Source organism: Georgenia subflava (assembly GCF_009193155.1).
Taxonomy (GTDB): Bacteria; Actinomycetota; Actinomycetes; order Actinomycetales; family Actinomycetaceae; genus Georgenia; species Georgenia subflava.
Map to the genome: position 1 here is coordinate 699,168 of NZ_VUKD01000002.1, position 26,546 is coordinate 725,713.

Consider the following 26,546-nt stretch of genomic DNA (forward strand, 5'->3'; position numbering starts at 1 on the left):
CGTGCCCTAAGATTGGTCGGTCCGTGCGTCTCGGCACGCCGTGCGTACGCCAGAACTTCCCCGCCGCCCCGGGCGGGACCGCACCGAATCATCCGATGAGTGGAGAGCACCGCAGTGAAGAGCGCCGTCGAGAACCTTGAGCCCACCCGGGTCAAGCTGACCGTGGAGGTGTCGTACGACGAGCTCAAGCCGAGCCTCGACCACGCCTACTCCCACATCGCCGAGCAGGTCAACGTGCCCGGCTTCCGCAAGGGCAAGGTCCCGCCGCGCGTCCTCGAGCAGCGCGTCGGTCGCGGCGCCGTCATCGAGCACGCCGTCAACGACGCCGTGCCGGACTTCTACAACCAGGCCGTCGCCGAGACCGAGGTCCGGCCGATGGGGCAGCCGAGCATCAACGTCACCGAGATCCCGGCCGTGACCGGCACCCCCGGCGGCCAGCTGGTCTTCGAGGCCGAGGTCGACGTGCGTCCCGAGATCACCCTGCCCGACCTCGACGGCATCGAGATCACCGTCGAGGACGCCGCCGTCACCGACGAGGACGTCGCCGCCAAGCTGGACGAGCTGCGCGAGCGCTTCGGCTCCCTCGTCGGCGTGGACCGCCCCGCGGCCGAGGGTGACTACGTCGTGATCGACCTCTCGGCGAAGGTCGGCGAGGAGGAGGTCGACTCCGTCTCCGGCGTCTCCTACCAGATCGGTGCCGGCAACATGCTCGACGGGCTGGACGAGGCCCTCACCGGCCGCTCCGCCGGCGAGACCACCACCTTCACCACCGCCCTGGCCGGCGGCGAGCACGCCGGCGAGGAGGCCGAGGTCACCGTGACCCCGACCGCCGTCAAGGAGCGCGACCTGCCCGAGGTGGACGACGACTTCGCCCAGCTCGCCTCCGAGTTCGACACGATCGACGAGCTGCGCGAGGACCTGCGCGGTCAGGCCGCCAAGGACCGCGGCGCCGACCAGGCCGTCAAGGCCCGCGACCTGCTGCTCGAGCGCCTGCACGGCGAGCTGGACATCCCCGTCCCCGCCGGCGTCGTCGACGCCGAGATCGGCCGCCACCTCGAGGCCGAGGGCAAGCCGGCCGACGACCCGCACGGCGAGGAGGTCCGCGAGGAGGTCACCGACCTGCTCCGCGACCAGATGCTCCTGGACACACTGGTGGAGAAGCTCTCCGTCGGCGTCACGCAGAACGAGCTCCTCGAGTTCCTCGTCTCCAGCGCCCAGCAGTACGGCATGGAGCCGAACCAGTTCATCCAGGCCGCCTCGCAGGCCGGGCAGCTCCAGGCCTTCATGGGGGAGATCGCCCGCAACAAGGCGCTCGCCGTCGCGCTGCGCAACGTCACCGTCAAGGACGGCTCGGGCAACGTCGTGGACCTGAGCGAGTACATCGGCTCGGACGAGCTCGACGCCGCCGGTCCTGAGGCCGAGGTCGCCGAGGCAGAGTCCGCCGAGTCCGCCGAGAGTGCTGAGTCCGCCGAGAGTGCCGAGTCCGCCGACTCGCCGGACTCGCCCGACTCCCCGGCGTCCGCCGACTCCGCCGACGAGGCCGAGGACGCCGACGAGAAGTAGGCGGCACCGCACCGCCCGCGGGCCCGGCACCACGTGGTGCCGGGCCCGTCGCGCACCCGGGGGCCGCCGTCGCCCCGGGGCCGTGCGCCGTGAGCGAAAAGCGACGGCTGGGGCGAGGTTTGGCGGCGCCGCGGCGTTAGTGTCGCTGGAACGGACCACAACAGGCCGAGACGGCCGGGGTCGTGCGACCCCGGCGACGAAGGAGCGTGCACGTGAGCGAGCAGATGCCGCAGGCAAGGGTCGAGAACGCCGGGATGGGCCTGAACGACAACATCTACAACCGGCTCCTCAAGGAGCGCATCATCTGGCTCGGCCAGGAGGTGCGCGACGAGAACGCCAACGCCATCTGCGCGCAGATGATGCTGCTGGCCGCGGAGGACCCCGACAAGGACATCTTCCTGTACATCAACTCCCCGGGCGGCTCGATCACCGCCGGGATGGCCATCTACGACACCATGCAGTTCATCCAACCGGACGTCTCCACCGTCGCGATGGGGATGGCCGCCTCGATGGGGCAGTTCCTGCTGTCCTCCGGGGCGAAGGGCAAGCGCTTCGCGACGCCGCACGCCCGCGTGATGATGCACCAGCCCTCCGGCGGCATCGGCGGGACCGCCACCGACATCCGTATCAACGCCGAGCTGATCCTGCACATGAAGCGGGTGCTTGCCGAGCTGACCGCCGAGCAGACCGGCAAGACCGTGGACCAGATCAACGCCGACGCCGACCGCGACCGGTGGTTCACCGCACCCGAGGCTCTCGAGTACGGCTTCATCGACCACGTCGTCGAGCACTCCGCCTCCGTGCCCGGCGGTGGCGGCACCGGCAAGAACTGACGGGCCGCCGCACACCGCCGACCCCCTCGACCACAGGAGCACCCTTGAGCACCAACTTCTTCGCCCAGGCCGGCAGGATGCCGTCCTCCACGGCCCCCGCCGGGCCGAGCGCCCGCTACGTCCTGCCCCAGTTCGAGGAGCGGACCGCCTACGGCTACAAGCGCCAGGATCCGTACACCAAGCTCTTCGAGGACCGCATCATCTTCCTCGGCGTGCAGGTGGACGACGCCTCCGCCGACGACGTCATGGCCCAGCTCCTCGTGCTGGAGAGCCAGGACCCCGACGGTCTGATCACCATGTACATCAACTCGCCCGGTGGTTCCTTCACCGCGATGACGGCGATCTACGACACGATGCAGTACATCAAGCCGCAGATCCAGACCGTGTGCCTGGGCCAGGCGGCTTCGGCCGCCGCGGTGCTGCTCGCCGCCGGCTCGCCCGGCAAGCGGCTGGCACTGCCCAACGCGCGCGTGATGATCCACCAGCCCGCCCTCGAGGGCGGCGGCTACGCCCAGGCGTCGGACATCGAGATCCACGCCAACGAGGTGCTGCGCATGCGCGAGTGGCTCGAGGAGACCCTCGCGCACCACTCGGGCACGCCGGTGGAGCAGGTCCGCAACGACATCGAGCGCGACAAGATGCTCACGGCCGAGCAGGCCAAGGACTACGGGCTCGTGGACCAGGTCCTCGAGTCGCGCAAGGCCGCGGTCCTGCCGCAGGTCTGATCCGGGCAGCCACGCCGGGTACGGTGCCTCGCGGCGCCGCACCCGGCGTGCGCGCGCGTCGGGTGCGGGGGCACGCGCCGGCTCGCCGGCGTGCCGGTCGGCGCCTCGCGAGCGTGCCGGTCGTGGCCCGCGGACAATGCCCGCGCGGCGAGCAGGACAGGACCGCACCTGGTGGTGTGGAATGGGTTGGAGCCGGCCGCAGCGGCCGGAGACGAGACGACGAGACGGTGGTGGAGCCCGGTGGTTCGCACAGGTGAGGGAGCGGACCTGCTCAAGTGCTCGTTCTGCGGGAAGAGCCAGAAGCAGGTCAAGAAGCTCATCGCAGGTCCTGGCGTGTACATCTGCGACGAGTGCATCGACCTGTGCAACGAGATCATCGACGAGGAGCTGGCCGAGGCGAGCGAGCTGGGCCTCGTCGACCTGCCGAAGCCGCGGGAGATCTACGAGTTCCTCGAGGAGTACATCGTCGGCCAGGACCGCGCCAAGCGATCGCTCGCCGTCGCCGTGTACAACCACTACAAGCGGGTCCAGGCGCGCGAGAACAGCGGTCAGGACGACAGCGGCATCGAGATCTCGAAGTCGAACATCCTGCTCATCGGACCCACCGGCACCGGCAAGACCTACCTCGCGCAGACGCTGGCGAAGATGCTCAACGTGCCGTTCGCGATCGCCGACGCCACCGCGCTGACCGAGGCCGGCTACGTCGGCGAGGACGTGGAGAACATCCTCCTCAAGCTCATCCAGGCCGCTGACTTCGACGTCAAGAAGGCCGAGAAGGGCATCATCTACATCGACGAGATCGACAAGATCGCCCGCAAGAGCGAGAACCCGTCGATCACCCGGGACGTCTCCGGCGAGGGCGTGCAGCAGGCGCTGCTGAAGATCATCGAGGGCACGCAGGCCTCGGTGCCCCCGCAGGGCGGGCGCAAGCACCCCCACCAGGAGTTCCTCCAGATCGACACCACGAACGTGCTGTTCATCGTGGCCGGCGCCTTCGCAGGGCTGGAGGAGATCATCTCCGCCCGCTCGGGCCGGCGCGGCATCGGCTTCGGCGCGCCCCTGCGCGAGGCCGACACCCAGGTCGACCTCTTCGGCGAGGTGCACCCCGAGGACCTGCACAAGTTCGGCCTCATCCCCGAGTTCGTCGGCCGGCTCCCCGTGGTCGCCACGGTCGGCAAACTCGACCAGGAGGCGCTCGTGCGGATCCTGACCGAGCCGCGCAACGCCCTGGTCAAGCAGTACCAGCGCATGTTCGAGATCGACGGCGTCGAGCTCGAGTTCACCGACGACGCGCTCGAGTCCATCGCCGACCAGGCCCTGCTGCGCGGGACCGGCGCCCGCGGGCTGCGCGCGATCATGGAGGAGGTGCTCCGCGAGGTCATGTTCGAGGTGCCCTCACGTGACGACGTCGCCCGCGTCGTCGTCACTCGCGAGGTCGTCCTGGAGAACGTGAACCCCACGCTCGTGCCCCGCGAGAAGGCCACCAAGCGCCGCGCGCCGCGCGAGAAGTCGGCCTGACACCAGCTCGACGACGGGCCGGTTCCCCTCGGGGAGCCGGCCCGTCGCTCGTTGCGGCCGACGCCCCGACGGGGACCCGGAGGAGGCCGGCGGCGCAGCTCCTGCAGCCCTGGCGCGGCGAGGACGGGTGCTGCAGAGTGGGACATCAAGATCGTCCCCGACTCAGTGAGGTGCCTGATGCGACTTGACCGGATCACCGCCGACCTTCCGACCGACGTCCCGCTCGTCACCGTCGTGATGGACGCGACCAGGGAGAGCGAGACGGGCAACCAGGCGGTGCTCACGCGGTGGAAGGACCTCCGCCGGGGCCTCGAGGGACAGGGTGCCGACGAGGCGACCCTGGAGGCGCTCGGGGAGCGCATCCGCACGATCAGCAACGCCGCCGGCCAGCACGGCCGCGTGCTCGTGGGCGCCCGCGGCGAGGTCCTGCTGGACTGTGCCCTGGCCACGCCGCCGGCCACGGACGAGGCCCTATACGAGCAGGGCGTCAACGCGTTCGCCCTGGCGCGGGTGGCCGACGAGCACGTGCGCTACCTCCTCGCGTCGGTCGACCGGTCGGGGATGGACGTGACGTTCCACGAGTCGGCCACCGCGTCGACCGCGGACGACGGCGGCACGTCCTACGAGGGCGGGCACGACGAGCTGACCAAGACCAACACCGGGGGGCGCTCGCACAAGCGCTACGAGTCCCGCGCGGAGGACTCGTGGGAGCGCAACGCCGAGGCGGTGGCCCACGAGCTGGACCGCATCGTGACCGAGCGCCGTCCCGAGGTCGTCCTGCTGACCGGGGACGTGCGTGCCCGGGCGCTCGTGGCCGACGCGGTCGGGCAGACGGCGAAGGGGCTGCTGGCCGCCATCGAGGGCGGGTCCCGCTCCGAGGGCGTCAAGCCGGAGACGTTCCGGGCCAACGTGGTGGCCGCCCTCGACGAGTTCCGGCTGCGCCGCCGCGAGGGCGTCCTGGACCGGTTCCGGCAGATCCACGGCCAGGACGGCGCCGCGGTCTCCGGGCGGGACGGCGTGCTCGACGTGCTGCGGCGCGGTCAGGTGGCCGAGCTCGTCATCACCGAGGCGGTCGCCGGGCCGCCGTCGTCGCTCGCGGGCAAGAAGCTGTGGGCCGGCGACGACCCCCTGCAGATCGGCAACCACGCGGACGTCGTCGAGATGGGCGCCACCGCCCCGCACGAGGTGCGGGCCGACCTCGCGCTCGGCCGTGCCGCGCTGGCCCAGGGCGCCGGTATCACCGTCGTCGACGAGGCGAGCGTCAAGCTCGCCGACGGCGTCGGGGCCCTGCTGCGGTGGAACGACGCCGCGACGCCGAACGACCACGTCTTCACGCAGAGCGCCGACCCGCACCGCGAGGGCCGCAGCCGAGTGGGCCGCACCCAGGAGGTCACCGAACCGCGCTCGTGACCGGGCCCGGTCGGTAGCCCGGCTGCGCCCCGGGACGGAGTGCCCGGCGCCGCCTGGCAGGGCCGGCTGGCGGTGCCTGGCAGGGCTGCCGGCGCCGCCGGGCACGGCCCTCGCCAGGTCGCGCACCTGGTGGGAGCATGGCCCCCATGCCCGACCTCAGCCTCGGATCGGCGCAAGGGCGGCGGGTCGTCTTCGTCACGGTCCTGGCGTCGGGGATGGCCCTGCTCGACGGCACGGTCGTCAACGTGGCGCTGCGCCCGATCGGGGTCGAGCTCGACGCCTCGCTCGCCGAGCTGCAGTGGGTGGTCAACGCCTACATGCTCGCGCTCGCGTCGCTGATCCTGGTCGGCGGCTCGCTGGGGGACCGGCTCGGCCGCCGCCGCGTGTTCCTCGTCGGTGTGGCCTGGTTCGCCGTCGCCTCGTTGGGGTGCGGACTCGCGCAGACGGCGAGCCAGCTGATCGTGGCACGGGGGATCCAGGGCATCGGCGGCGCGCTGCTGACCCCGGGCAGCCTCGCGCTGATCCAGGCGAGCCTGTCCCCGGACGACCGGCCGCGGGGCATCGGCATCTGGTCGGCATGGTCGGGCGTGGCCGCCGCGGTGGGCCCGCTGCTCGGCGGCTGGATCATCCAGGCCGTGTCCTGGCGCTGGGTCTTCCTGATCAACGTCCCGGTCGCCGTCGTGATTATCGTCCTGGGACTGCGGCACGTCCCCGAGTCCGGCGGCTCCGCCCGGGAGACACGCCCGCACTTCGACGTCGTCGGTGCCGCACTCGGCGTGGTGGCTCTCGGCGGGATCACCTTCGCCCTCATCCAGGGCGGCTGGCTGCCGCTGGCCGTCGGCCTCCTCGGCATGGCGGCCTTCCTCCTGGTCGAGCGCCGCAGCCCGGCGCCCATGCTGCCGCTGGAGCTCTTCGCCGACCGCACCTTCACCGCGGCCAACCTCGTGACCCTGGTGGTCTACGGCGCGCTCGGTGCGCTCATGTTCTTCCTCATCCTCCAGCTGCAGGTGGTCGCCGGGTACTCACCCCTGGCCGCGGGCCTGGCGACCGTGCCGTTCACGGTCCTCATGCTGATCTTCTCGCCCCGCGTGGGGGCCCTCATGAGACGCACCGGTCCGCGCCTGCTCATGGCGCTCGGGCCCGCGATCGCCTCGGGCGGCGTCGCGCTCCTCGCCGGGGTGACGTTCGACGCCTCCTACGTGCGTGACGTGCTGCCCGGCGTCGTGGTCTTCGGCGCCGGGATCACCCTGATGGTCACACCGCTGACGGCGACCGTCCTGGCGGCGGTGGACGACGCCCGGGCCGGTATCGCCAGCGGGATCAACAACGCCGTCGCGCGCGGGGCGAGCCTCCTCGCCGTCGCCGCGCTGCCCGCCATGGTGGGGCTGGCCGGGGACGACTACGAGCAGCCGGGCGTCTTCGACACCGGCTACCGCGCGGCGATGTGGTGGTGCGCCGGCCTGCTGCTGGCCGGGGCCGTGCTGGCGGCGGTGCTCGTACCGTCCCGACGCGCGATCGAGGTCCGGGCGGCCGAGAGCTCTGCCACCGCCGGTGGACGGGCCGCGGAGCCCGAGCGACCCGAACCGTAGGATCGCGGCATGAGCACCTCGGGGACCCACCGCAGCACCGAGCCCGACGACGTCCCGGCCGGCCTGCGCTCGGCCCGCCTCACCATCGACAACATCGACGCGGCCCTCGTGCACCTCCTCGCCGAGCGGTTCCGCTGCACCCAGCAGGTCGGCCTGCTCAAGGCCCGGCTGGACCTCCCGCCGTCGGACCCCGCGCGGGAGCGCCGCCAGGTCGCGCGGCTGCGGGCGCTCGCGGAGGAGTCGGGCCTCGACCCCGTCTTCGCCGAGAAGTTCCTCGCGTTCATCGTCGAGGAGGTCATCCGGCACCACGCGGACATCGCCGAGGCGCACGCCAGCGGCGACGGCGCGGCGCCCGGAGCGAGCCCCGAGGCCTGACGGGCGCCCGGCCCCCCAGCGCCGCGCGACCCGGCCGCCACCCGGGAGACCCTACGCAGGGCCACGTCGCACGGGGCCGCCGAGCGGTGCGTGCGACGCCGTCGCGGCACCCTCCCGACCGGGTCGTGACCGCCCGCCGTCAGCCGTAGATCTTCTCCACCTCGTCGGCGAAGTCGGCGAGCACCTTGGCACGCTTGACCTTCTGCGACGGCGTCAGGTAGTCGTTCTCGATCGTGAAGTCCTGGGTGAGCACCCGGATCTTGCGGATCGACTCCGCCCGCGAGACGGCCTCGTTCGCGCGGGTCACGGCCCGGTCCAGCGCGGCGAGCACCTGCGGGTTCTCGGCCGCCTCGGCGACGCTCATCGCCGGCAGCGAGTGGTTGGCCAGCCAGCCGGGCAGCATGTCCTCGTCCAGGGTCACCAGCGCGCCGACGAACGGCCTGGCGTCCCCGACGACGACCACCTGCGACACGAGCGGGTGACCGCGGAGCCGGTCCTCGAGCACGGCCGGGGCGACGTTCTTGCCGCCCGCGGTCACGATGATCTCCTTCTGCCGGCCGGTGATGCGCAGGTAGCCGTCCTCGTCCAGGGCGCCGAGGTCGCCGGTGACGAACCAGCCGTCGTCGAACGCCGCGGCCGTCGCCTCCGGGTTGTTGTGGTAGCCGCGGAAGACGTTCCCGCCCCGGACCATGACCTGACCGTCCTCGGCGATGCGCACCGACGTCCCCGGGTAGGGCGGGCCGACCGTGCCGATCTTGACCAGTCCCGGCCGGTTGACGGTGGTCGGTGCGCCCACCTCGGTGAGGCCGTACCCCTCGAGGACGACGACGCCGAGGCCGCGGTAGAAGTGGCCGAGGCGCTCGCCCAGCGGAGCGCCGCCGGAGACCGCGTAGTCCAGGTTGCCGCCCATGGCGGCGAGGATCTTGCCGTAGACGAGCCGGCTCGCCAGGGCGTGCTGGGCCTTCAGCGCGGCCGACGGCCCGGCCGGGCGGTCCAGGGCCCGGGAGTACTCGATGGCGACCTTCGCGCCCCACCGGAAGATGCGCTGCTTCGAGCCGGAGCCGGCCTTGGCGTCGGCCGAGTTGTAGACCTTCTCGAAGACGCGCGGGACGGCGAGGAGGAAGGTGGGCTTGAACGCGTCGAGGTCCGCCACCAGGTTCTTGGCGTTGGGCACGTGGGCCATGACGGCGCCGGAGTACACGCACAGCACCTGCACGAAGCGGGCGAAGACGTGCGCCATCGGCATGAACAGCAGCGTGCGCTTGTCCCCGCCGCGCACCACCTGGGAGAAGTTCGCGTCGTCGGAGCCGTTGACCACCAGGGCGACGAAGTTACCGTGGGTGAGCTCGACACCCTTGGGCCGCCCGGTGGTGCCGGAGGTGTAGATGATGGTGGCGAGGGTGTCCATCACGACCGCGTCGGTGCGTGCGTCGATCTCCGCGTCGGCGACCTCGGTGCCCTCGGCCGCCACCTGGGAGAGGGCGAACTCGTCGATGACTAGGACCTTCTGGAGGTCCGGCAGCTTCTCGACGAGGGGCTCGGCCAGCGCGGCCTGGGCGCGGGTCTCGGCGAAGAGGATCTTCACGCCGGCGTCGGAGACGATCCACTCCACCTGCTCGGCGGAGGACGTCTCGTACACCGGCACGGGCACCGCGCCCGCCGACCAGGCGGCGAAGTCCAGCACCGACCACTCGTAGCTCGTCTGGCTCATGATCGCGACGCGGTCGCCGGCGGCGACGCCCAGCGCGACCAGGCCCTTGGCGACCGCCCGGACCTCCTCGGCGAAGATCCGCGTGGTCACCGGCACGAAGCTGGAGCCGAGCGCCGACTGCCGCTCGAAGATGGTCTCCTCCGGCGCCCGCCCGAGCCGGCCGGCCAGGATCTTCGGTATGGACATCTCCGGGGTGATCGTCCCGGTCCCGGGCGTGTGGGCCTCGGGCAGCCCCGGCGTCGTCCCTGGCGTGTGCGCCATCGGTGTTCCCTTCTCGTCGCCGCGGGTGCGCCGGCCCGGTCGGCCGGCGCGGTGCGGGTGGTTCGTCGGCCGTGCCGCCGGGTTCGCGGCGGCACGGCGGTGGCCGGGCGTCAGCGACGCGGCTCGGCCTCGTCGAGCTCGTGGTCGGTGACCACGGCGCCCTCGCCGTCCTGGCCGCCGAGGATCTCCAGGTCGCCCCGGACCCGGCCGGCGGCGCGCAGGTCGCCCAGGGCCTGCTGGACGGCGGCGATCGAGCCGGCCGGCAGCTGGAGGCGCACCCGCGCGAACGTGGTGCGCTGGGAGACCTTCGCCTCGGACTTGACCTTGCGCAGCGCGGCCAGGGCGTCCCCGGTGGCGCCGATCAGGGCCGGGTCGCCGTCGGCGGCCGCGGCGCGCAGCGGTGCGGCGGTCGGCCAGGCGGCCTGGTGCACGGAGCCGGTGCGGTACCAGCTCCACACCTCCTCGGTGGCGAACGGCAGGACGGGGGCGAACAGCCGCAGCAGGGTGTCCACCGCGATGGCCAGCGCCGCCCGGGCGGAGTCCGCATCCGCCGTCGCCAGGGCGCCGTCGCGGTTGTAGGCGCGGTCCTTGACCAGCTCGAGGTAGTCGTCGCAGAACGTCCAGAAGAACGTCTCGGTCGTCTCCAGCGCCCGGGTGTGGTCGTACGCCTCGAACGCGGCAGTCGCCGCGTCCACGACGTCGGCGAGGCCGGCGAGCATGGCGCGGTCGATCGGCGCGGTCACGGCCGCGGGGTCGAGCACCAGCTCCGCGTCGCCGCCCATCGTCAGCGCGAACTTGGAGGCGTTGAGGATCTTGATCGCCAGGCGGCGGCCGATCTTCATCTGCCCGACCTCGAACGCGGCGTCGGTGCCCAGCCGGGCGGAGGCCGCCCAGTAGCGCACCGCGTCCGAGCCGTGCTCCTCGAGCAGGCCCATCGGCGTGACGACGTTGCCCTTGGACTTGGACATCTTCTTGCGGTCCGGGTCGAGGATCCAGCCCGAGATGGCCGCGTGCTGCCACGGCAGGCCGCCGAACTCCAGGTGCGCGCGGACGACCGTGGAGAACAGCCAGGTGCGGATGATGTCCTGCCCCTGCGGGCGCAGGTCCATCGGGTAGACCCGGGCGAAGAGGTCCTCGTCGCGCAGCCAGCCGCCGGCGATCTGCGGGGACAGCGACGACGTCGCCCACGTGTCCATGATGTCGACCTCGCCGACGAACCCGCCGGGCACGCCGCGCTGGTCCTCGGTGTAGCCGGCCGGGACGTCGATCGACGGGTCGACCGGCAGGGCGGCCTCGTCCGGGGTGAGGACCTGGTCGTGGTCGACCTCGCCGTCGGGTCCGACGGCGTACCAGACCGGGATCGGCACCCCGAAGAAGCGCTGCCGCGAGACGAGCCAGTCGCTGTTGAGGCCGTTCACCCAGTTCTCGTAGCGCACGCGCATGAAGTCGGGGTGGAAGTCGAGCTCCTTGCCCCGCGCGATGAGGTTCTCGCGCAGCTCGGCGCCGTCGGCCTCGGTGTACGAGCGCCCGCCGTTGCGGATGTACCACTGCCGCGAGGTGACGATCTCGAGCGGCTTGTCGCCCTTCTCGAAGAAGTTCGTCTTGCGCTGGGTCGGGACGGGCTCGCCGGCCAGGTCGCCGGACTCGCGCAGCGCGTCCACGACCACCTGGCGGGCGGAGAACGTGGTCTTGCCGGCCATCTGGCCGTAGGCGGCGCGGCCGCCGTCGTCGACGAGCCACTCCGGCGTCTCGGTGAGGATGCGGCCGTTGCGGCCGAGCACCGGCCGGGTGGGCAGGTCGAGCTCGCGCCACCACTGGACGTCCGTGAGGTCACCGAAGGTGCAGCACATCGCGATGCCGGCGCCCTTGTCCATCTCGGCCGCCGGGTGGGCCAGCACCGGCAGCGAGACCCCGAAGACCGGGGACGTGACGGTGGTGCCGAACAGGTCCTGGTAGCGCTCGTCGTCGGGGTGGGCGATCAGCGCGACGCAGGCGGGCAGCAGCTCCGGCCGGGTGGTCTCGATGTGCACGGGGGAGCCGTCCGGCTTGTGGAAGGCGACCTTGTGGTAGTGCCCGGGGTAGTCGCGCGCCTCGAGCTCGGCCTGGGCGACGGCGGTCTGGAAGGTGACGTCCCACAGGCCCGGGGCGGCCGCCTGGTAGGCCTCGCCGCGCGCGAGGTTGCGCAGGAAGGCGGCCTGGGCGACCTGCTGGGCGTCCTTCCCGATGGTCTGGTAGTGGTGCGACCAGTCCACGCTCAGGCCGAGGTGGCGCCACAGCGCCTCGAACTGCTGCTCGTCCTCGGCGGTCAGGCGCTCGCACAGCTCGATGAAGTTCTTGCGGCTGACCGGGACCTGGTCGGCGGCTTTGACCGACTTCCCCTCGCCGCCGTCGTGCGGCGGCGTGAAGTCGGGCTCGTAGGGCAGCGACGGGTCGCACCGCACGCCGTAGTAGTTCTGCACCCGGCGCTCGGTGGGCAGGCCGTTGTCGTCCCAGCCCATCGGGTAGAAGACGGCCTTGCCGCGCATGCGGCGGTAGCGGGCGACGACGTCGGTGTGGGTGTAGCTGAAGACGTGCCCGACGTGCAGCGAGCCCGAGACGGTCGGGGGCGGGGTGTCGATCGAGTAGACCTGCTCGCGCGTGGCCGTGCGGTCGAAGGCGTAGGTGCCGGCCTGCGTCCAGGTGCCGTTCCAGCGGTCCTCGAGGCCGTCCAGGCTGACCTTCTCCGGTACCGACGGGGCCGGGAGGGTCTCGACGTCGACGGAGGTGGTCAGGGATGCATCGCTCATGGTGCCCGATTCTCCCACGACGGCGACGGTGCCTGTCGTCGCGCTCCGGGCTGCCGGCGGGTCAACGTGCCGCGAGGGCGAGGAGCCGGTCCAGGATGTGCTCGCCGTCGGTACGGATGCCGTCGTGGGCGTAGTCGTTGGTGATCCACGGGCGTGCCCCGCGGATCGCCGCGGCGGTGGCCACCGAGAGGTCGTACGGGACGAACATGTCGTCCACGTACACGGCTGCTGCGACGGGTACCTCGTTGGCGGCCAGCGCCGCCGGGTCGTACAGCGGCGGGAAGTCGGCCTTGTCGGCGAGCAGGTCGGCGGCGTCCGCCAGCGGCGCGAGCGACGGGTCCTCCCGCAGCTGCCAGGGGTAGACGTGCTCGCCGGTGAGGTAGTACGGGCGTGCGGCGTCCGTCGGGTCGGCGTCCTCGGCGAACCCGTCCCACTCCTCGCGCAGCCGGTGCGCGGCCCACCGGGTGGGAGCGCCCTGGGCGTAGATCGCCTCGTGCAGGACGGCGTACAGCGGGTTGGTCGCGTGGGAGAGCAGCGTCCCGACGTCGGCGAGGAACGCCCGCGTCAGCCGGCGCGTGCCGCCCACCGTCACGAACGGGTTCTCGAGGACGTAGTGCAGGGCGTCGAAGCCGAGGTCGGCGCCCAGCCGGATGCCGATCTGCCGTAGCCGGCGGGCGGAGAGCCGCTCGCCGGTCGGCAGCAGCTCCTCGGTGCCGGCCAGGTGCGCGGCCACCTCGCGCAGCCGGGCGCCGTCGCCGGGGTAGCGCGCGAGGTACAGCTCGTTGCGGCGCGCCGTCTGGGCGTAGGTGCGGCGGTAGACGTCGTCGGCGCTCGCGGTCAGGCCGGGCAGGCCCCCGGTGACCAGTGCGGCCCGGACGCCGTGCGGCGCCGCGCCGAGGTAGTGCGTGATGACGAAGCCGCCGAACGACTGGCCCAGCAGGGTCCACGGGGCGCTGCCGAGCGCGGCGCGCAGCGCCTCGGCGTCGGCGACGATCGCGTCGGCCCGGAAGTGGGCGAGGTAGCCGGCCTGGGCGACGGCGTCCCCGCGCGCGGGGACGGTCAGGGCGTCGGCCGGGGTGGAGCGTCCCGTGCCGCGCTGGTCCAGGAGCACGACCCGGAAGTCCTCCAGCGCCCGGTCGACCCACCCGGAGACCTGGGCGGGCCGGTCCGCCCGCCCGCCGGGGCCGCCCTGGAGGTAGAGCAGGCGCGGCCGGTCGGTGCCGCCGTCGCGAACGATCTCGCGGGCGAAGACCTCGATGCGCTCGCCGCCCGGCGCGGCGTGGTCGAGCGGGACGTCGAGGACGTGCTCGAGGACGTCGTGGCCGTCGATCCGGTGGCTCTGCGTCTGCACGGTCACCGCCCCCCGTGCAGGGTCGGGGCCGTGGAGCGGGCATCGTCGGCGGTGCCCGCCTCGGACGGCGTCGCGTCGGACAGGCGGGCGATGGTGGCCTCGGCCCGGCGCACCCGGGAGAGGGCGTGCCCGGGCAGGGCGTCGGTGAGGAACTCGTACCGGTCGGCGGTGTCGCGCGCGGCCGGGTCGCCCGTGCGGGCGGCGCCCACGGTGGCGTCCCACCAGTCGGCGATGTCGCCCCAGCCCGGTGCGGCCAGGGAGCCGCCGAAGTGCTGGACCGCGAGCGCGGAGCAGAGCACGGCGAAGCGCAGACGGCGGGTGAGGTCCCACCCCTGGAGTGTGCCCGTGACCAGCGCCGCGGCGAAGACGTCCCCGGCGCCTGTCGCGTCCAGCGCCCGGACCCGGAGCGGCTCGACGTGCACCTCCTCACCGCTGGCGGCGTCGACGGCGAGCGCCCCGTCGGCGCCCAGGGTCACGACGGCGAGCGGCACGTGCTCGGCCAGGACGCGCGCCGCCTCGGCCGGCGTCCGGGTGCGGGTGTACGCCATCGCCTCCACCGCGTTGGGGGTGAAGGCGTGGCACCCCTCCAGCATCGCCAGCCGGGCCGGGTCCCACGTCTGCGACGGGTCCCACCCGCCGTCGGCGAAGACGAGCGAGCCGGCTGCGGCGACCGCCCGCCACCACGGGTCGCCCTCGGTGGGGTCGGCGAGGTCGGCGACGACGGCGCGCGCCGGCGGCGCGGCGGCGATCAGGGCGGCGGCCGGCTCGGGGTCCGCGTGGCCGTGGCTGACCATGGCACGGTCGCCGTCCAGGGCGAGGGAGACGGTCACGGAGGTGTGCCAGCGTCGGTAGCGCCGGGAGGCGCTCAGGTCGACCGCCTCCTGCTCGCCGAGCACCGTCCAGAGCCAGTCGGCGTAGGCGTCGTCCCCGAAGCTCGCGGCCAGGCCGGTCCGCAGACCGAGCCGGGAGGCGGCCACGGCGAGGTTGGCGATCCCGCCCGGCGCCGAGCCCATCCCGTCCGCCCACACCTCGGTGCCGGGCACCGGGCCGCCGGGCAGCCCGGTGAAGATGAGGTCGAAGAACACGGGACCGGCGACCAGGACGTCGAGCGGGGCTGCGGGCGTGGTGGGTGCGCTCATGGTGCTCCCGATCCTGCCACCTTGGATAGCGTGGGCCGGTGATCCTCACCATCCTCGGCGGCGGGGGCTTCCGCGTCCCGCTCGTCTACCAGGCAGTCGCCGCCGCACGTTCCCGGGTGGACGTGAGCGAGGTCGTCCTCCTCGACGCCGACCCCGACCGGCTGACGGTGATGTCCCACGTCCTGCAGCAGCTCGGCCGCGAGCTCGGGGAGCCCGGCGCCGCGCCCGCAGTCCGGGCGACCACCGACCTCGACGAGGCGGTCACCGGGGCGGACGTCATCTTCTCCGCGATCCGGGTGGGCGGGACCACGGGTCGCACGCGTGACGAGCGGACGGCGCTGGCAGAGGGGCTCCTCGGGCAGGAGACCGTCGGCCCCGGCGGGCTCGCCTACGCCCTGCGCACCGTGCCCGAGGTCGACCGGGTCGCGGCCCGCATCGCCGCGCTGGCGCCCGGTGCCTGGACCATCAGCTTCACCAACCCGGCCTCGATCGTCACCGAGGCGATGCGCAGCCACCTGGGCGAGAGGGTGGTGGGCATCTGCGACACCCCGATCGCCCTCGTCCGCCGCGCCCTCCTCGGCTGCGGGCTCGACCCGGCCGCCTTCGACCGCGGCGAGGCGGAGGTCGACTACGCCGGGCTCAACCACCTCGGCTGGCTGCAGGGACTGCGCGCGGGCGGCACCGACCACCTACCCGGCCTGCTCGCCGACGACGCGGCGCTCGCGGACCTGGAGGAGGCGCGCCTCATGGGCGCCGACTGGCTGCGCGCCACGGGTGCGCTGCCCAACGAGTACCTGTACTACTACGACTTCACCCGCGAGGCGGTCGCGGGCATCGCCGCGCAGGAGCGCACCCGCGGCGAGTTCCTCCAGGCGCAGCAGGGCGCCTTCTACGACGCGGCGACGGCGGAGCCGGCCCGGGCGCTGGAGCTGTGGCGTGCCACGCTGGCCGAGCGGGAGGCCACCTACATGGCCACCGAGCGCGAGACGCAGCAGGCGGGGGAGCGGGCCGCGGCCGACCTCGGCGGCGGCTACCACGAGGTGGCGGTGGACCTCATGGCGGCGCTGCTCGGCGGCGAGGAGCACCGGATGATCCTCGACGTCGCCAACACGGCCACCGACGGGCAGCCGCTGCTGACCGGCCTGCCCGCGGACGCCGTCGTCGAGGTACCCGTGCGTGTCGACGCCGACGGCGTGCACCCGTTGCCGGTGGCGCGCCAGCTCCCGCCGGAGCGGCTCGCCCTGGTGGCCGCCGTGAAGGCCTGCGAGCGGCTGATCATCGACGCCGCCCGGACCAGGTCACGGCGCAGCGCCTGGCTGGCCTTCGCGCACCACCCGCTGGTGGACTCCGCGGGCGTCGCCCACCGGCTCGTCGAGGCGTGCTGGCCGGCCGAGGAGTCGGGGGAGCAGTACGGGGCAGACCCTGACGACGCGTAGCGGGGGATGAGCGGAGGCGATCCGGTCGAAGTCCGCGTCCTGCGTCACGACCGGCAACCCGTGGGTGACGGCCGTGGCCGCGATCAGGGTGTCGGTCAGCCTGCCGGCGAGTAGCGACCGGGCGACGCCGGTCTGGCCCTTGACGCACGGGTGGTGCCGGGAAAGCATGATCGCCTTGACCCGACGCGGCGCGGCCATGCCCCGGCCTCACGCACCAACGGCAGAGGAGCCGACCGGATGAGTGACGCGGCACAGCCCAGACCGAAGCTCGACCTTGTCGTCCTCGACTGCCCGGACGCGCTCGCTCTGGGCCGGTTCTACGCCCAGGTGCTCGGCTGGGACGTGGAGGACGGGTCCGATGCCGACTTCACGACTCTCGCCCCGACGGGCGGCGGGCTCACCACGGACAGTCCCGACGGTCGAACGAGTCTCGGGTTCCAGCGCATCGACGACTGGGTCGAGCCCACGTGGCCGGGCGGCAGCCACCCGCAGCAGGTCCACCTCGACCTGTGGGTGCCGGACATCGACGCGGCCGAACCCGCCGTCGTCGCGGCCGGCGCCCGAGTCCACCAGCACCAACCGTCGAAGGACGGCTCCTTCCGGGTGTACCTCGACCCGGTCGGTCACCCCTTCTGCCTCATCAGCGGCTGACCCACGCCACTTGTCACGCTGCGCACCGGCTCGCACTGCGAGAAGGTGGGACCGCACCGGCGCACCCGGCGACCGGTCGTGAGGAGGAACGATGGCCATCAACCTCTGGTCCCGCGAGGCCGAGCCCGAGGAGAGCGAGGACTTCCGACGGGTGCTGTGGACCGGTGAGCACAGCCAGCTGGTGGTCATGACGATCCAGCCTGGCGGGGAGATCGGCGAGGAGACCCACCCCGACAACGACCAGATCCTCAGCTTCGTCTCCGGCGCCGGCAAGGCCGTCGTCGACGGCGAGGAGCAGTTCGTCGCGCCCGGGGACATCGTGGCCGTGCCGGCGGGCGCCCGGCACAACTTCATCAACGTGGGCCCCAACCCGCTCGTGCTCTACACGATCTACGGCCCCGCCCACCACGCGCCGGACGCCGTCCACCCCACCAAGGACGCCGCCGAGGAGGCGGAGGAGTCCGGCCAGGACGAGCCGCCGCCGGGCGGGGCCGGCTGACGAGCACGGGCGACGGCGAGCAGCGCCCTGCGGCCCCGCACCCCGACGGCGGGAGCAGCGCCCAGGGGGACCGCACCTCGACGGCGGTCGGTCCGTCGTCGGCCTCCCGCTGTTGCCGGATCGGTGGCCCGTCCTGCAAGGATGGCGCCATGTCCTTGACGATCGGGTACGCGGCCGCGCTGGAGCAGTTCCATCCCACCGAGGCGGTGGAGTACTCGGTCCAGGCCGAGGAGCACGGCTTCTCGGGGGTCATGGCGGCCGACCACTTCCAGCCGTGGACCCCGGCCCAGGGCCAGGCCGGCTTCGTGTGGAACGTGCTCACCGCCGTCGCCGAGCGCACCGCGGGTGACCTCGGCCCAGGGGTGACAGCCCCGACCTTCCGGTGGCACCCGGCGATGGTCGCCCAGGCCAGCGCGACCCTGGCGGCGATGTACCCCGGCCGGCACTGGCTCGGCCTGGGCTCGGGCGAGGCCCTCAACGAGCACATCCTCGGCCAGTACTGGCCCGAGGCGCCCGAGCGCATCAACCGGATGTTCGAGGCGATCGAGATCATCCGCAAGCTCTTCGCGAACTCCGTCGCAGGCAAGGACACCAAGCACTCGGGGAACTACTACAAGCTCGAGTCCACCCGGCTGTGGACCATGCCCGAGCAGGCGCCACCGATCTTCGTCGCCACCGGCGGACCCGTCACCGCCAAGCGTGCGGGCAAGCACGCCGACGGGCTGATCACCGTCGGGGCGCCGATCGAGAAGATCGCCGGACTGTTCGAGAAGTTCGCCGCCGGCGCCAAGGAGGCCGGCAAGGACGCCGACGCCATGCCCAAGGTCCTGCAGCTGCACCTGTCCTGGGCCGCCACCGACGAGGAGGCCCTGACCAACGCCATGGACCAGTGGCCCAACGGCGGCATGAAGTTCCCCAAGGCGGACATCCGCTCCCCGTTCGACTTCGCCGCCATGGCCAAGCTGGTGCGCGAGGAGGACTTCGCCGGGCGGATGGTGATCTCCGCCGACCCCGACGCGCACCGCGCCGAGATCCAGCGCTACGTCGACCTCGGCTTCGACAGGATCTACCTGCACAACGTCGGGCGCAACCAGACCGACTGGCTGCAGGTCTTCGGCCGCGACGTCCTGCCCAAGCTCGCACGGTGAGCGCGTCCACCCCCGGCTCCGCGCCGGTCCTGCTCGCCCAGGCGCCCGACGGCGTCCCCACCATCACCAGCGGCGACGACCTCGCCGCACTCCTCACCCCGGTGCTCGCCGCCCTGACCTGGCCGGACGGGTCCACCGGGCTCGCGGAGGGCGACGTCGTCGTCGTGGCGTCGAAGATCGTCGCCAAGGCCGAGGGGCGCCTCGTGGCCGCCCGTGACGACGCCGAGCGTGACCAGGTCATCGCGGGCGAGACCGTGCGGGTGGTCGCCGAACGCGCCCGGCCCGACGGCACGACGCTGCGCATCGTGGAGAACCGGCAGGGCCTGGTCATGGCCGCCGCGGGGGTGGACACCTCGGACGTGCCCGCCGGCACAGCCCTGCTGCTGCCCGAGGACCCGGACGACTCCGCCCGGCGACTGCGCCGAGGCCTGAACGCGCGCACCGGCGTCCGGCCCGGGGTACTGATCACCGACACCGTGGGGCGGCCCTGGCGCCGCGGCGTCGTCGACCTGGCGATCGGCGCCGCCGGGGTGCAGCTCCTGGCCGACCTGCGCGGACGCGCCGACGCCTACGGGCGGGAGCTGACCTCGACGGTGGTCGCGGTGGCCGACGAGATCGCCGCCGCAGCGGAGCTCGTCAAGGGCAAGGTCTCCGGCCGGCCCGTCGCCGTCGTGCGCGGCATGGGCCACGCCGTCACCCGCGAGGACGGCGACGGCGCCGCGTCCCTGATCCGCCCGCCCGCCGAGGACCTCTTCCGCCACGGCGGCTGACCGGCCCTCCGCGCCCGACGGGCGCTCGCCGCCCGATGGCTTGCCCGGCGTCCGGCGGTGGCCGTAGGGGGCCCGGCCGTGTCAGTCGCGACGCAGGCTCCGGACGTCGTACGCGTTCGCTCCGCCAGGGGCCAGACTGGGCGGATGGCACTGTCGCTGAAGTACGCGCTCGTCGAACGTGAGCGCAGGTTCCTGGTCCGGTCGGTCCCCGACGGCGTCGAGCGGGTGTCGACGATCACGGACCGGTACATCGAGGGCAGCAGGCTCCGGCTGCGCGAGGTGCGTGGCGCCGACGGCGACGTCGTGCGAAAGCTCGGGCAGAAGATCCGGCTGGGTGACGGCACGGCAGAGGTGGCCTGCACGTCGATCTACCTCGACGACGCAGAGTGGGCGCTGCTGAGCCGGCTGCCCGGCCGCGTCCTGCACAAGCGGCGCCACCATGTCCGCCGCGACGGCATCGACATGGCGGTCGACGAGCTGGCGGACGGCACGCTGCTCGCGGAGATCGACGACGGCGACGGGCCGCCGGTGCCCGTGCCCTCCTGGCTGGACGTCGTCGCCGACGTCACCGCCGACGAGGCATGGACGGGTGCCGGGCTCGCGACCAGGCAGGGCGCCAACTCCTGAGGGGCGCCCCTCGGCCGTCCGGAACGCCTCTCGGGCGTCGGAGGCGCCCCCTGGACTCACGCAACGTCCAATGAGGTCACGCAGGGTCCAGGACCAGGAGCTCGTGCCCGCCCGCGGTGACCCGGTGCGCGCGCACTCCGTAGACCTCGCCGACGAGGTCCTCGCTGAGCACCTCGAGCGGGCTCCCCGTGGCGACGACGCGGCCGGCGGCCATGACGATCACGTGGTCGGCGAACCGCAGTGCGTGGTTCAGGTCGTGCAGGGCCGCGACGACCGTCACGCCGTCGGCGGCCAGCGTTCGAGCCAGGGCCAGGACGTCGAGCTGGGCCGCGACGTCGAGGTGGTTCGTTGGCTCGTCCAGCAGCAGCACGTGCGGCTCCTGGGCGAGCGCACGCGCCAGGTGCACCCGCTGGCGCTCGCCGCCGGAGAGGGTGGCGAAGTCACGGCCGGCCAGCACCGTCGCACCGGCCCGGTCCAGAGCGGCTGCGGCGGTCTCGACGTCGGAGGTCGAGTCCGCGCCCCAGCGCGGCCGGTGCGGGGTCCGGCCCAGCAGCACGACGTCGAGGACCTCGCGGGAGACCTCGGCGGGGGAGTCCTGCTCCACCAGCGCCAGCTCACGCGCGCGGTCCCGGCGCGTGAGCGTGCCGAGGTCGCGACCGCTCAGCAGGACCGTCCCGGCAGCGGCCGGCAGGGCACCGACCAGCACCCGCAGCAGGGTCGACTTGCCGGCACCGTTCGGCCCGACGACGGCGGTGACGGCGCCGGCAGGGACATGGGCGGTGGCGCCGTCGAGAATGGTCACGGCCCCGGCGCGCACCTGCAGCCCGGCGACCTCCACGGCGCTCATGCCGAGGCCCGCCGACGCAGGAGGACGGCGAAGACCGGTGCGCCGATCGCCGCGGTGAGGATGCCGACCGGCAGCTCGCGGGGCTCGAAGAGGCTCCGGGCGCCCGTGTCCGCGAGCAGCAGGAAGATCGCGCCGGCCAGGGCGGCGACGGGGAGCAGGCGGTGGTGACGCTCGCCCACCAGCAGACGCACCGCGTGCGGGACGACCAGGCCGACGAACCCGATCGCGCCCGAGACCGAGACGAGGAGACCGGTGAGCAGCGCGGCGGCCGAGAGCAGGACCCAACGGGAGCGGGTGACGGCGATCCCCAGCGAGGCAGCCGAGACGTCGCCGAAGGTGAAGGCGTCCAGCGTGCGGCCCTGTGCGGCCAGCACTGTGCCGATCACCGCGGTGGCGCCCAGTGCGGTCAGCGCCTCGGGCCAGGTGGCGCCGCCGAGCGACCCCATGAGCCAGGTGAGGATCTCGCGGTAGGAGTCCCCGGTCGCCGACCAGAAGATCACGAAGCTCACCACCGCCGAGCCGACCTGGGCCACCGCGACGCCGGCCAGGACCGTGCGCACCGGGCTCAGTCCGCCGCCGCGCCCGGTAGCCAGGGCGAGCGTGAGCACCAGGGCGGCCATCGCGCCGGCGAACGCCGCCACCGGCAGGGCCGCCGCCAGGCCGAGCACGAGAACCAGGACCGCGCCCACCGAGGCGCCGGATGAGACGCCGAGCAGGTACGGGTCGGCGAGCGGGTTGCGGGTCAGCGCCTGCATCACGGCTCCGGCCAGCGCCAGACCCGCCCCGACGGCGGCCGCCCCCACCACCCGCGGCGCCCGCCCCGCCCAGATGATCGCGTCCTGGATCGTCGTCAGGGGGTTGGCCGGGCACATCCCGCTGCCGGGCTGGGCCACGAGCGAGCAGGCGTGGTGCCAGGCGGAGGTCCACACCTGGGCCGTGCTGATGTCCGCCTGCCCGAGGGTCAGGGCCCAGCCGGCGACGACGACCAGCAGGGTCAGCAGAACCAGGAGGACGACGACGAGCGGCGCGCGGCGCCGACGCTGCGGCGCGGCCGGGCCGCCGTGGGGCGTCGCCCCGATGTTCCGTGGCGCATCGGCCTGCGCACCGTCAGCCTGCGGCACGTCGGCCTGTGCACCGTCAGTCTGCGGCCTGTCGGTCTGCGGCACGTCGGCCTGTGCACCGTCAGTCTGCGGCCTGTCGGCCAGCGGCCCGTCGTTCTGCGCACCGTCAGCCTGCGGGCCGTCGGTCTGCGCACCGGCCGGCCGGGCGCCCGGGCCGTTCAGGAGCCCGCCTCGAGCTCGTCGAGCTGGGCGGCAAGGTCGGTGATCGCCGGGACGTTGCGCACCCCGGCCTCCGTGGCGGGGAACGGGACAGTGAGGTACCTGCCCTCCTGCACCGCCGGCAGCGCCGCCGTGACGGGGTTGGCCTCGAGCACGTCGATCTTGTGCTCGGCGGTGTTCCAGGCCGAGTCCACCAGCACGATCACGTCGGGGTTGCGCTCGGCCACGGCCTCCCAGGCCAGCGACGTCCAGGTGTCGGCCACGTCGGCGGCGATGTTCTCCAGGCCGACGGCCTCCATGATCATCTGCGGCGCACCGATGCCGGCGCCGACGAACGGGGTCTCGGAGCCGGAGGAGTACCACAGGGCGGTCAGGCCCTCCGTGGACGGGACGACGGCGTCCAGCTCGGCCCGCTGGTCCGCGACGAGCTCGCCGGCGGCGTCCTCCTCACCCAGGAGCCGGCCGACCTCGGTGATCTCGTCGAAGACGAGGTCGAGGGTGAGCCGGTCCGGCTGGTGCTCGGCGCCCTTGCACGCCGACGGCGAGACGTAGGTGGCCACTCCGAGGTCCGCGTACATGGACCGTTCGCCCGCGCCGTCGGCAGAGAGGTTGGACTCCCAGCCGGCGTAGACCAGGTCGGGCTCGAGATCGAGGACGGCCTCGGTGGCGGGGTTCTTCTCCGCCAGGACCGGGACGTCCGCGGCGGCCGACGCGAGGTCGGACGGGACCTCGCCGTCGGAGAACGCGGTACCTACGAGCCGGTCCCCGGCGCCGAGGGCGAGCACCATCTCGGTGGCGGAGGACTTGATCGTGACGATCCGCTCCGGCGGTGCCTCCAGCGTGGCGTCGACGCCGCAGCTGGACACGGTCAGCGGGAACCCGGTAACGCCCGTTGCCGCGGCGGTGCTCCCGGCAGCTGGTGCGGGCGACGTCTCGTCGGCTCCGCCGTCGGGCGCCGCGGCACCGGACCCGGCGCAGCCGGTGAGGAGGACGGTGCCGGCGAGCGCGGCGAGGAAGGGACGGACGTGAGTGCGCACGGCAGGGCTCCGGGGTCGTCGGATGTGTGTCGCCGCAGTCACTGCGCTGCGCCTTGCCGGACCGGCGGGCCCACGTCCGGGCCCGGGCTCCGGGTCAGTGCCGACCCGGGATCCGCCACCATCGTAGTGCCGGCCGACTCCTTCCTGCCGGGGCGACCGGCGGTCTCGAGCCTGGACGGCCCAGCGACGGCTTCCGGTGCAGCTGCCGGCGGCACGCGGCGTGCTCCAGGGTGCCGACCGGTGTCCACCGGCGGGCTCAGGAGTGCCTACCGGTGTCCACCGGCGGGCTCAGGAGTGCCTACCGGCGCCTACCGGCGGCGGCCACGGCGGGCGCGCGCGAGCAGCTCCCTGGCCTTGCGCTGGTTCTCCGGCTTCGCCGCCTCACGGCGGACGATCTGGATCGCCTTCGCGGCGAGGGCGCCCTTGAGCGCCCCTCGGAGGAATCGCATGGTCGCTCCTTCGTGATGCACGGTGGTCGAGAACCTCGACGGTAGGTCCGCCGGGGCCGGCCCGCCAGCGCTGGTCCGGCGTCGAGGTCCTTCACCCGCGGCCGCGCCGAAATACGCTCGCGACCTGCTGCGATGGTCATACACTCGGTGGTCAACCTCACAACGATGTGCAGGACCAAGGCGTGAAACGAACGTGGTTGACCGGCACTTCGCACACCGGCCACCACGGGAAGACGTGGAGGAGAAGTCGATGACGCTCGTCAAGGTCGCCCTCACCCAGACTCCCTGGACGGGCGACAAGGAGTCCATGACCGCCTGGCACGAGGAGAAGACCCGCGAGGCCGCCGCGGCCGGCGCCCAGGTCATCTGCTACCAGGAGCTGTTCTACGGGCCGTACTTCGGCATCACCCAGGACCCGAAGTACTACGAGTACGCCGAGTCGGTCCCCGGTCCCACGACCGAGCGCTTCTCGGCGCTGGCCAAGGAGCTCGGCATCGTCGTCGTCCTGCCGGTCTACGAGGAGGAGCAGCCCGGGGTCCTGTACAACACCGCCGCGGTGATCGACGCCGACGGCACCTATCTCGGCAAGTACCGCAAGCACCACATCCCGAACCTGCCGAAGTTCTGGGAGAAGTTCTACTTCCGCCCCGGCAACCTCGGCTACCCGATCTTCGACACCGCCGTCGGGCGGATCGGCGTCAACATCTGCTACGACCGCCACTTCCCCGAGGGCTGGCGGGCGCTCGGCCTCGCCGGCGCCCAGATCGTGTTCAACCCCAACGCCACGGCCCCCGGGATCTCCAACAAGCTCTGGGAGATCGAGCAGCCCGCCGCCGCCATCGCCAACGGCTACTTCGTCGCGGCGTGCAACCGCGTCGGCGCCGAGACCAACGAGTACGGCGACGATGCCGTGACCTTCTACGGCAGCTCCTACGTGGTGGGCCCGGACGGGAACTTCGTCGACGAGTGGGCCTCCTCGACCGAGGCGGCACTGAAGATCTGGGAGGTCGACACCGACCTCATCCGCGAGGTCCGTGAACGCTGGCAGTTCTACCGCGACCGCCGCCCCGACGCCTACGACTCGCTCGTCGCTCCCTGAGCGCGGCCGGGAGGACTCCCATGACGACGACGCTCATCAGTGGTGGCACCGTGGTCAGCGCCACCGGGCGCAGCCAGGCGGACGTGCTCATCGACGGCGAGAGGATCGCCGCAGTCCTCGCGCCTAGCTCCACGCTGCTCGGCGTGGACCTGGCGACCTCGGTCGACACGGTCATCGACGCCACCGGCAAGTACGTGATCCCCGGTGCCATCGACGCCCACACCCACATGGAGATGCCCTTCGGCGGCACGTTCGCCTCGGACACCTTCGAGACCGGGACGACGGCGGCCGCCTGGGGCGGGACCACGACCATCGTCGACTTCGTGGTCCAGTACGCCGGCGAGCAGCCGCTGGAGCAGTTCGCGAAGTGGCACGAGAAGGCCGCCGGGAACTGCGCCATCGACTACGGCTTCCACCAGATCCTCTCCGACGTCCAGGACTCCTCGCTGTCCGCGATGGACGAGCTGGTCGGGGAGGGGGTGTCCAGCTTCAAGCTGTTCATGGCCTACAAGGGCGTCTTCCTCTCCGACGACGGACAGATCGTCAAGGCCATGCAGCGCGCCGCCGACAACGGCGCGATGATCATGATGCACGCCGAGAACGGCTCGGTGATCGACCTCCTCGTCCAGCAGGCCGTCGGCCGCGGCGACACCGCCCCGTACTTCCACGGCCTCACCCGGCCGTGGCAGGTGGAGGAGGAGGCCACCCACCGGGCGATCATGCTCGCCGACCTCACCGGGGCGCCCCTCTACGTGGTGCACGTCTCGGCGAAGCAGGCCGCCGAGCAGATCATGCAGGCGCGGGACCGGGGCCAGAACGTCTTCGGCGAGACCTGCCCGCAGTACCTCTACCTCTCCCTGGAGGAGCAGCTCGGCGCGCCCGGCTTCGAGGGAGCCAAGTGGGTGTGCTCGACGCCGCTGCGCTCGCGGGCCGAGGGGCACCAGGACCACATGTGGCGGGCGCTGCGCACGAACGACCTGCAGGTCGTCTCCACCGACCACTGCCCGTTCTGCATGAAGGGGCAGAAGGACATGGGGATTGGGGACTTCTCCAAGATCCCCAACGGCATCGGCGGGGTCGAGCACCGCCTCGACCTGCTCTACCAAGGTGTCGTCACCGGCCAGATCACGCTCGAGCGCTGGGTCGAGCTGTGCTCCACGACGCCGGCACGGATGTTCGGCCTCTACGGCACCAAGGGCGTGATCGCCCCGGGCGCGGACGCCGACGTCGTCGTCTACGACCCGAACGGGCACACCAGCATCGGGGTCGGCAAGACCCACCACATGAACATGGACTACTCCGCCTACGAGGGTTTCGAGATCGACGGCCACGTCGACACCGTGCTCTCCCGGGGCACGGTCGTCGTCGACGGCGGCACCTTCCTCGGCCGGGCCGGCCACGGCAGGTACGTCCGGCGCGGGCTCTCCCAGTACCTGCTGTGA

Annotated in this window: 23 protein-coding genes and 1 pseudogene; 15 read left to right on the plus strand and 9 right to left on the minus strand. The window is 72.9% G+C overall.

The features are described from left to right. The first annotated feature begins 114 nt into the window (after window positions 1–114). The 7 genes from tig to GD748_RS09750 all read left to right on the plus strand — a co-directional run bounded on the left by tig (window position 115) and on the right by GD748_RS09750 (window position 8,013). Window positions 115–1,563, plus strand: a complete 1,449-nt coding sequence (tig, locus tag GD748_RS09720) for a trigger factor (RefSeq protein ID WP_152195096.1) — start codon at window positions 115–117, stop codon at window positions 1,561–1,563. 224 nt (window positions 1,564–1,787) lie between these two features. Next, a complete protein-coding gene (locus GD748_RS09725) occupies window positions 1,788–2,396 on the plus strand; it encodes an ATP-dependent Clp protease proteolytic subunit (protein ID WP_152195097.1) in 609 nt (202 codons plus the stop codon). A gap of 77 nt (window positions 2,397–2,473) precedes the next feature. After that, window positions 2,474–3,121: an ATP-dependent Clp protease proteolytic subunit gene (locus tag GD748_RS09730; RefSeq protein ID WP_152195098.1), complete on the plus strand. Its 648-nt coding sequence runs from the start codon at window positions 2,474–2,476 to the stop codon at window positions 3,119–3,121. Between the two features lie 240 nt (window positions 3,122–3,361). Then, the gene (clpX, locus tag GD748_RS09735; RefSeq protein WP_152194946.1) at window positions 3,362–4,639 is read left to right on the plus strand and encodes an ATP-dependent Clp protease ATP-binding subunit ClpX; all 1,278 of its coding nucleotides are present in this window, start codon (window positions 3,362–3,364) and stop codon (window positions 4,637–4,639) included. A 177-nt stretch (window positions 4,640–4,816) separates the two neighbouring features. After that, complete coding sequence (locus GD748_RS09740) at window positions 4,817–6,049, plus strand: baeRF2 domain-containing protein (protein WP_152194947.1); 1,233 nt, start codon at window positions 4,817–4,819, stop codon at window positions 6,047–6,049. 146 nt (window positions 6,050–6,195) lie between these two features. Further along, entirely contained in the window at window positions 6,196–7,638 is a 1,443-nt protein-coding gene (locus GD748_RS09745; protein WP_152194948.1) for an MFS transporter, read from the plus strand. A 9-nt stretch (window positions 7,639–7,647) separates the two neighbouring features. After that, window positions 7,648–8,013, plus strand: a complete 366-nt coding sequence (locus GD748_RS09750) for a chorismate mutase (RefSeq protein ID WP_152194949.1) — start codon at window positions 7,648–7,650, stop codon at window positions 8,011–8,013. 139 nt (window positions 8,014–8,152) lie between these two features. Here the strand turns inward: GD748_RS09750 and GD748_RS09755 are convergent, their stop codons facing one another. From GD748_RS09755 to GD748_RS09770, 4 genes are all read right to left on the minus strand, one after another. Then, window positions 8,153–9,985 (minus strand): AMP-dependent synthetase/ligase, encoded by a 1,833-nt coding sequence (locus GD748_RS09755; RefSeq protein WP_405002671.1) that lies wholly within the window; start codon window positions 9,983–9,985, stop codon window positions 8,153–8,155. A gap of 110 nt (window positions 9,986–10,095) precedes the next feature. Further along, complete coding sequence (valS, locus tag GD748_RS09760; RefSeq protein WP_152194950.1) at window positions 10,096–12,771, minus strand: valine--tRNA ligase; 2,676 nt, start codon at window positions 12,769–12,771, stop codon at window positions 10,096–10,098. A gap of 61 nt (window positions 12,772–12,832) precedes the next feature. After that, a complete protein-coding gene (locus tag GD748_RS09765; RefSeq protein WP_226921062.1) occupies window positions 12,833–14,128 on the minus strand; it encodes an alpha/beta fold hydrolase in 1,296 nt (431 codons plus the stop codon). Then, complete coding sequence (locus GD748_RS09770) at window positions 14,125–15,261, minus strand: PfkB family carbohydrate kinase (protein WP_152194951.1); 1,137 nt, start codon at window positions 15,259–15,261, stop codon at window positions 14,125–14,127. The genes GD748_RS09765 and GD748_RS09770 overlap by 4 nt, the downstream gene beginning before the upstream one ends. A 38-nt stretch (window positions 15,262–15,299) precedes the next feature. On the opposite strand from GD748_RS09770, the gene GD748_RS09775 reads away from it, so the two are divergent. After that, window positions 15,300–16,697: a family 4 glycosyl hydrolase gene (locus GD748_RS09775; RefSeq protein WP_152194952.1), complete on the plus strand. Its 1,398-nt coding sequence runs from the start codon at window positions 15,300–15,302 to the stop codon at window positions 16,695–16,697. Between the two features lie 27 nt (window positions 16,698–16,724). On the opposite strand, the pseudogene GD748_RS20260 reads toward GD748_RS09775, so the two are convergent. Beyond that, window positions 16,725–16,895, minus strand: a pseudogene (locus GD748_RS20260) (hypothetical protein); the annotation flags it as partial. A 39-nt stretch (window positions 16,896–16,934) separates the two neighbouring features. Between GD748_RS20260 and GD748_RS09785 the strand changes: the two are divergent. The 5 genes from GD748_RS09785 (at window position 16,935) to GD748_RS09805 (ending at window position 20,392) form a co-directional block, all read left to right on the plus strand. Further along, window positions 16,935–17,348 (plus strand): VOC family protein, encoded by a 414-nt coding sequence (locus GD748_RS09785; protein WP_152194954.1) that lies wholly within the window; start codon window positions 16,935–16,937, stop codon window positions 17,346–17,348. Window positions 17,349–17,439: 91 nt separating this feature from the next. Continuing rightward, on the plus strand, window positions 17,440–17,847 hold the full coding sequence (locus GD748_RS09790; protein ID WP_152194955.1) for a cupin domain-containing protein: 408 nt from the start codon (window positions 17,440–17,442) through the stop codon (window positions 17,845–17,847). 149 nt (window positions 17,848–17,996) lie between these two features. Next, window positions 17,997–18,995, plus strand: a complete 999-nt coding sequence (locus GD748_RS09795; RefSeq protein WP_152194956.1) for a TIGR03557 family F420-dependent LLM class oxidoreductase — start codon at window positions 17,997–17,999, stop codon at window positions 18,993–18,995. Then, window positions 18,992–19,765 (plus strand): coenzyme F420-0:L-glutamate ligase, encoded by a 774-nt coding sequence (gene cofE, locus GD748_RS09800; protein ID WP_152194957.1) that lies wholly within the window; start codon window positions 18,992–18,994, stop codon window positions 19,763–19,765. Before GD748_RS09795 ends, cofE begins: the two co-directional genes overlap by 4 nt. A gap of 144 nt (window positions 19,766–19,909) precedes the next feature. Beyond that, a complete protein-coding gene (locus GD748_RS09805; protein ID WP_152194958.1) occupies window positions 19,910–20,392 on the plus strand; it encodes a CYTH domain-containing protein in 483 nt (160 codons plus the stop codon). A 76-nt stretch (window positions 20,393–20,468) separates the two neighbouring features. On the opposite strand, the gene GD748_RS09810 is transcribed toward GD748_RS09805, so the two are convergent. The 4 genes from GD748_RS09810 to GD748_RS19500 all read right to left on the minus strand — a co-directional run bounded on the left by GD748_RS09810 (window position 20,469) and on the right by GD748_RS19500 (window position 24,005). Further along, window positions 20,469–21,239, minus strand: a complete 771-nt coding sequence (locus GD748_RS09810; protein WP_152194959.1) for an ABC transporter ATP-binding protein — start codon at window positions 21,237–21,239, stop codon at window positions 20,469–20,471. Then, entirely contained in the window at window positions 21,236–22,360 is a 1,125-nt protein-coding gene (locus GD748_RS09815; RefSeq protein ID WP_405002672.1) for a putative F420-0 ABC transporter permease subunit, read from the minus strand. Before GD748_RS09815 ends, GD748_RS09810 begins: the two co-directional genes overlap by 4 nt. Before the next feature lie 158 nt (window positions 22,361–22,518). After that, entirely contained in the window at window positions 22,519–23,556 is a 1,038-nt protein-coding gene (locus GD748_RS09820) for a putative F420-0 ABC transporter substrate-binding protein (protein WP_152194960.1), read from the minus strand. A 308-nt stretch (window positions 23,557–23,864) separates the two neighbouring features. Next, window positions 23,865–24,005, minus strand: coding sequence for a hypothetical protein (locus GD748_RS19500; RefSeq protein WP_193312904.1), 141 nt, complete (start codon window positions 24,003–24,005; stop codon window positions 23,865–23,867). Window positions 24,006–24,255: 250 nt separating this feature from the next. Between GD748_RS19500 and GD748_RS09825 the strand changes: the two genes are divergently transcribed. Together GD748_RS09825 and hydA are read left to right on the plus strand one after the other, a co-directional pair. Further along, the gene (locus GD748_RS09825) at window positions 24,256–25,104 is read left to right on the plus strand and encodes a nitrilase-related carbon-nitrogen hydrolase (protein WP_152194961.1); all 849 of its coding nucleotides are present in this window, start codon (window positions 24,256–24,258) and stop codon (window positions 25,102–25,104) included. Between the two features lie 20 nt (window positions 25,105–25,124). Then, a complete protein-coding gene (gene hydA / locus GD748_RS09830) occupies window positions 25,125–26,546 on the plus strand; it encodes a dihydropyrimidinase (RefSeq protein ID WP_152194962.1) in 1,422 nt (473 codons plus the stop codon).

Excerpts from the sequence above, each read along its gene's own strand:
- GD748_RS09730 (WP_152195098.1), top strand. The coding sequence starts at position 2,474 with ATGCCGTCCTCCACGGCCCCCGCCGGGCCGAGCGCCCGCTACGTCCTG.
- GD748_RS09795 (WP_152194956.1), top strand. The coding sequence starts at position 17,997 with ATGTCCTTGACGATCGGGTACGCGGCCGCGCTGGAGCAGTTCCATCCC.
- GD748_RS09785 (WP_152194954.1), top strand. The coding sequence starts at position 16,935 with ATGAGTGACGCGGCACAGCCCAGACCGAAGCTCGACCTTGTCGTCCTC.
- GD748_RS19500 (WP_193312904.1), bottom strand. The coding sequence starts at position 24,005 with ATGCGATTCCTCCGAGGGGCGCTCAAGGGCGCCCTCGCCGCGAAGGCG.
- GD748_RS09745 (WP_152194948.1), top strand. The coding sequence starts at position 6,196 with ATGCCCGACCTCAGCCTCGGATCGGCGCAAGGGCGGCGGGTCGTCTTC.
- GD748_RS09770 (WP_152194951.1), bottom strand. The coding sequence starts at position 15,261 with ATGAGCGCACCCACCACGCCCGCAGCCCCGCTCGACGTCCTGGTCGCC.
- GD748_RS09750 (WP_152194949.1), top strand. The coding sequence starts at position 7,648 with ATGAGCACCTCGGGGACCCACCGCAGCACCGAGCCCGACGACGTCCCG.
- GD748_RS09755 (WP_405002671.1), bottom strand. The coding sequence starts at position 9,985 with ATGGCGCACACGCCAGGGACGACGCCGGGGCTGCCCGAGGCCCACACG.
- valS (WP_152194950.1), bottom strand. The coding sequence starts at position 12,771 with ATGAGCGATGCATCCCTGACCACCTCCGTCGACGTCGAGACCCTCCCG.
- GD748_RS09805 (WP_152194958.1), top strand. The coding sequence starts at position 19,910 with ATGGCACTGTCGCTGAAGTACGCGCTCGTCGAACGTGAGCGCAGGTTC.
- GD748_RS09740 (WP_152194947.1), top strand. The coding sequence starts at position 4,817 with ATGCGACTTGACCGGATCACCGCCGACCTTCCGACCGACGTCCCGCTC.
- GD748_RS09825 (WP_152194961.1), top strand. The coding sequence starts at position 24,256 with ATGACGCTCGTCAAGGTCGCCCTCACCCAGACTCCCTGGACGGGCGAC.
- hydA (WP_152194962.1), top strand. The coding sequence starts at position 25,125 with ATGACGACGACGCTCATCAGTGGTGGCACCGTGGTCAGCGCCACCGGG.
- GD748_RS09810 (WP_152194959.1), bottom strand. The coding sequence starts at position 21,239 with ATGAGCGCCGTGGAGGTCGCCGGGCTGCAGGTGCGCGCCGGGGCCGTG.
- GD748_RS09725 (WP_152195097.1), top strand. The coding sequence starts at position 1,788 with ATGCCGCAGGCAAGGGTCGAGAACGCCGGGATGGGCCTGAACGACAAC.
- GD748_RS09790 (WP_152194955.1), top strand. The coding sequence starts at position 17,440 with ATGGCCATCAACCTCTGGTCCCGCGAGGCCGAGCCCGAGGAGAGCGAG.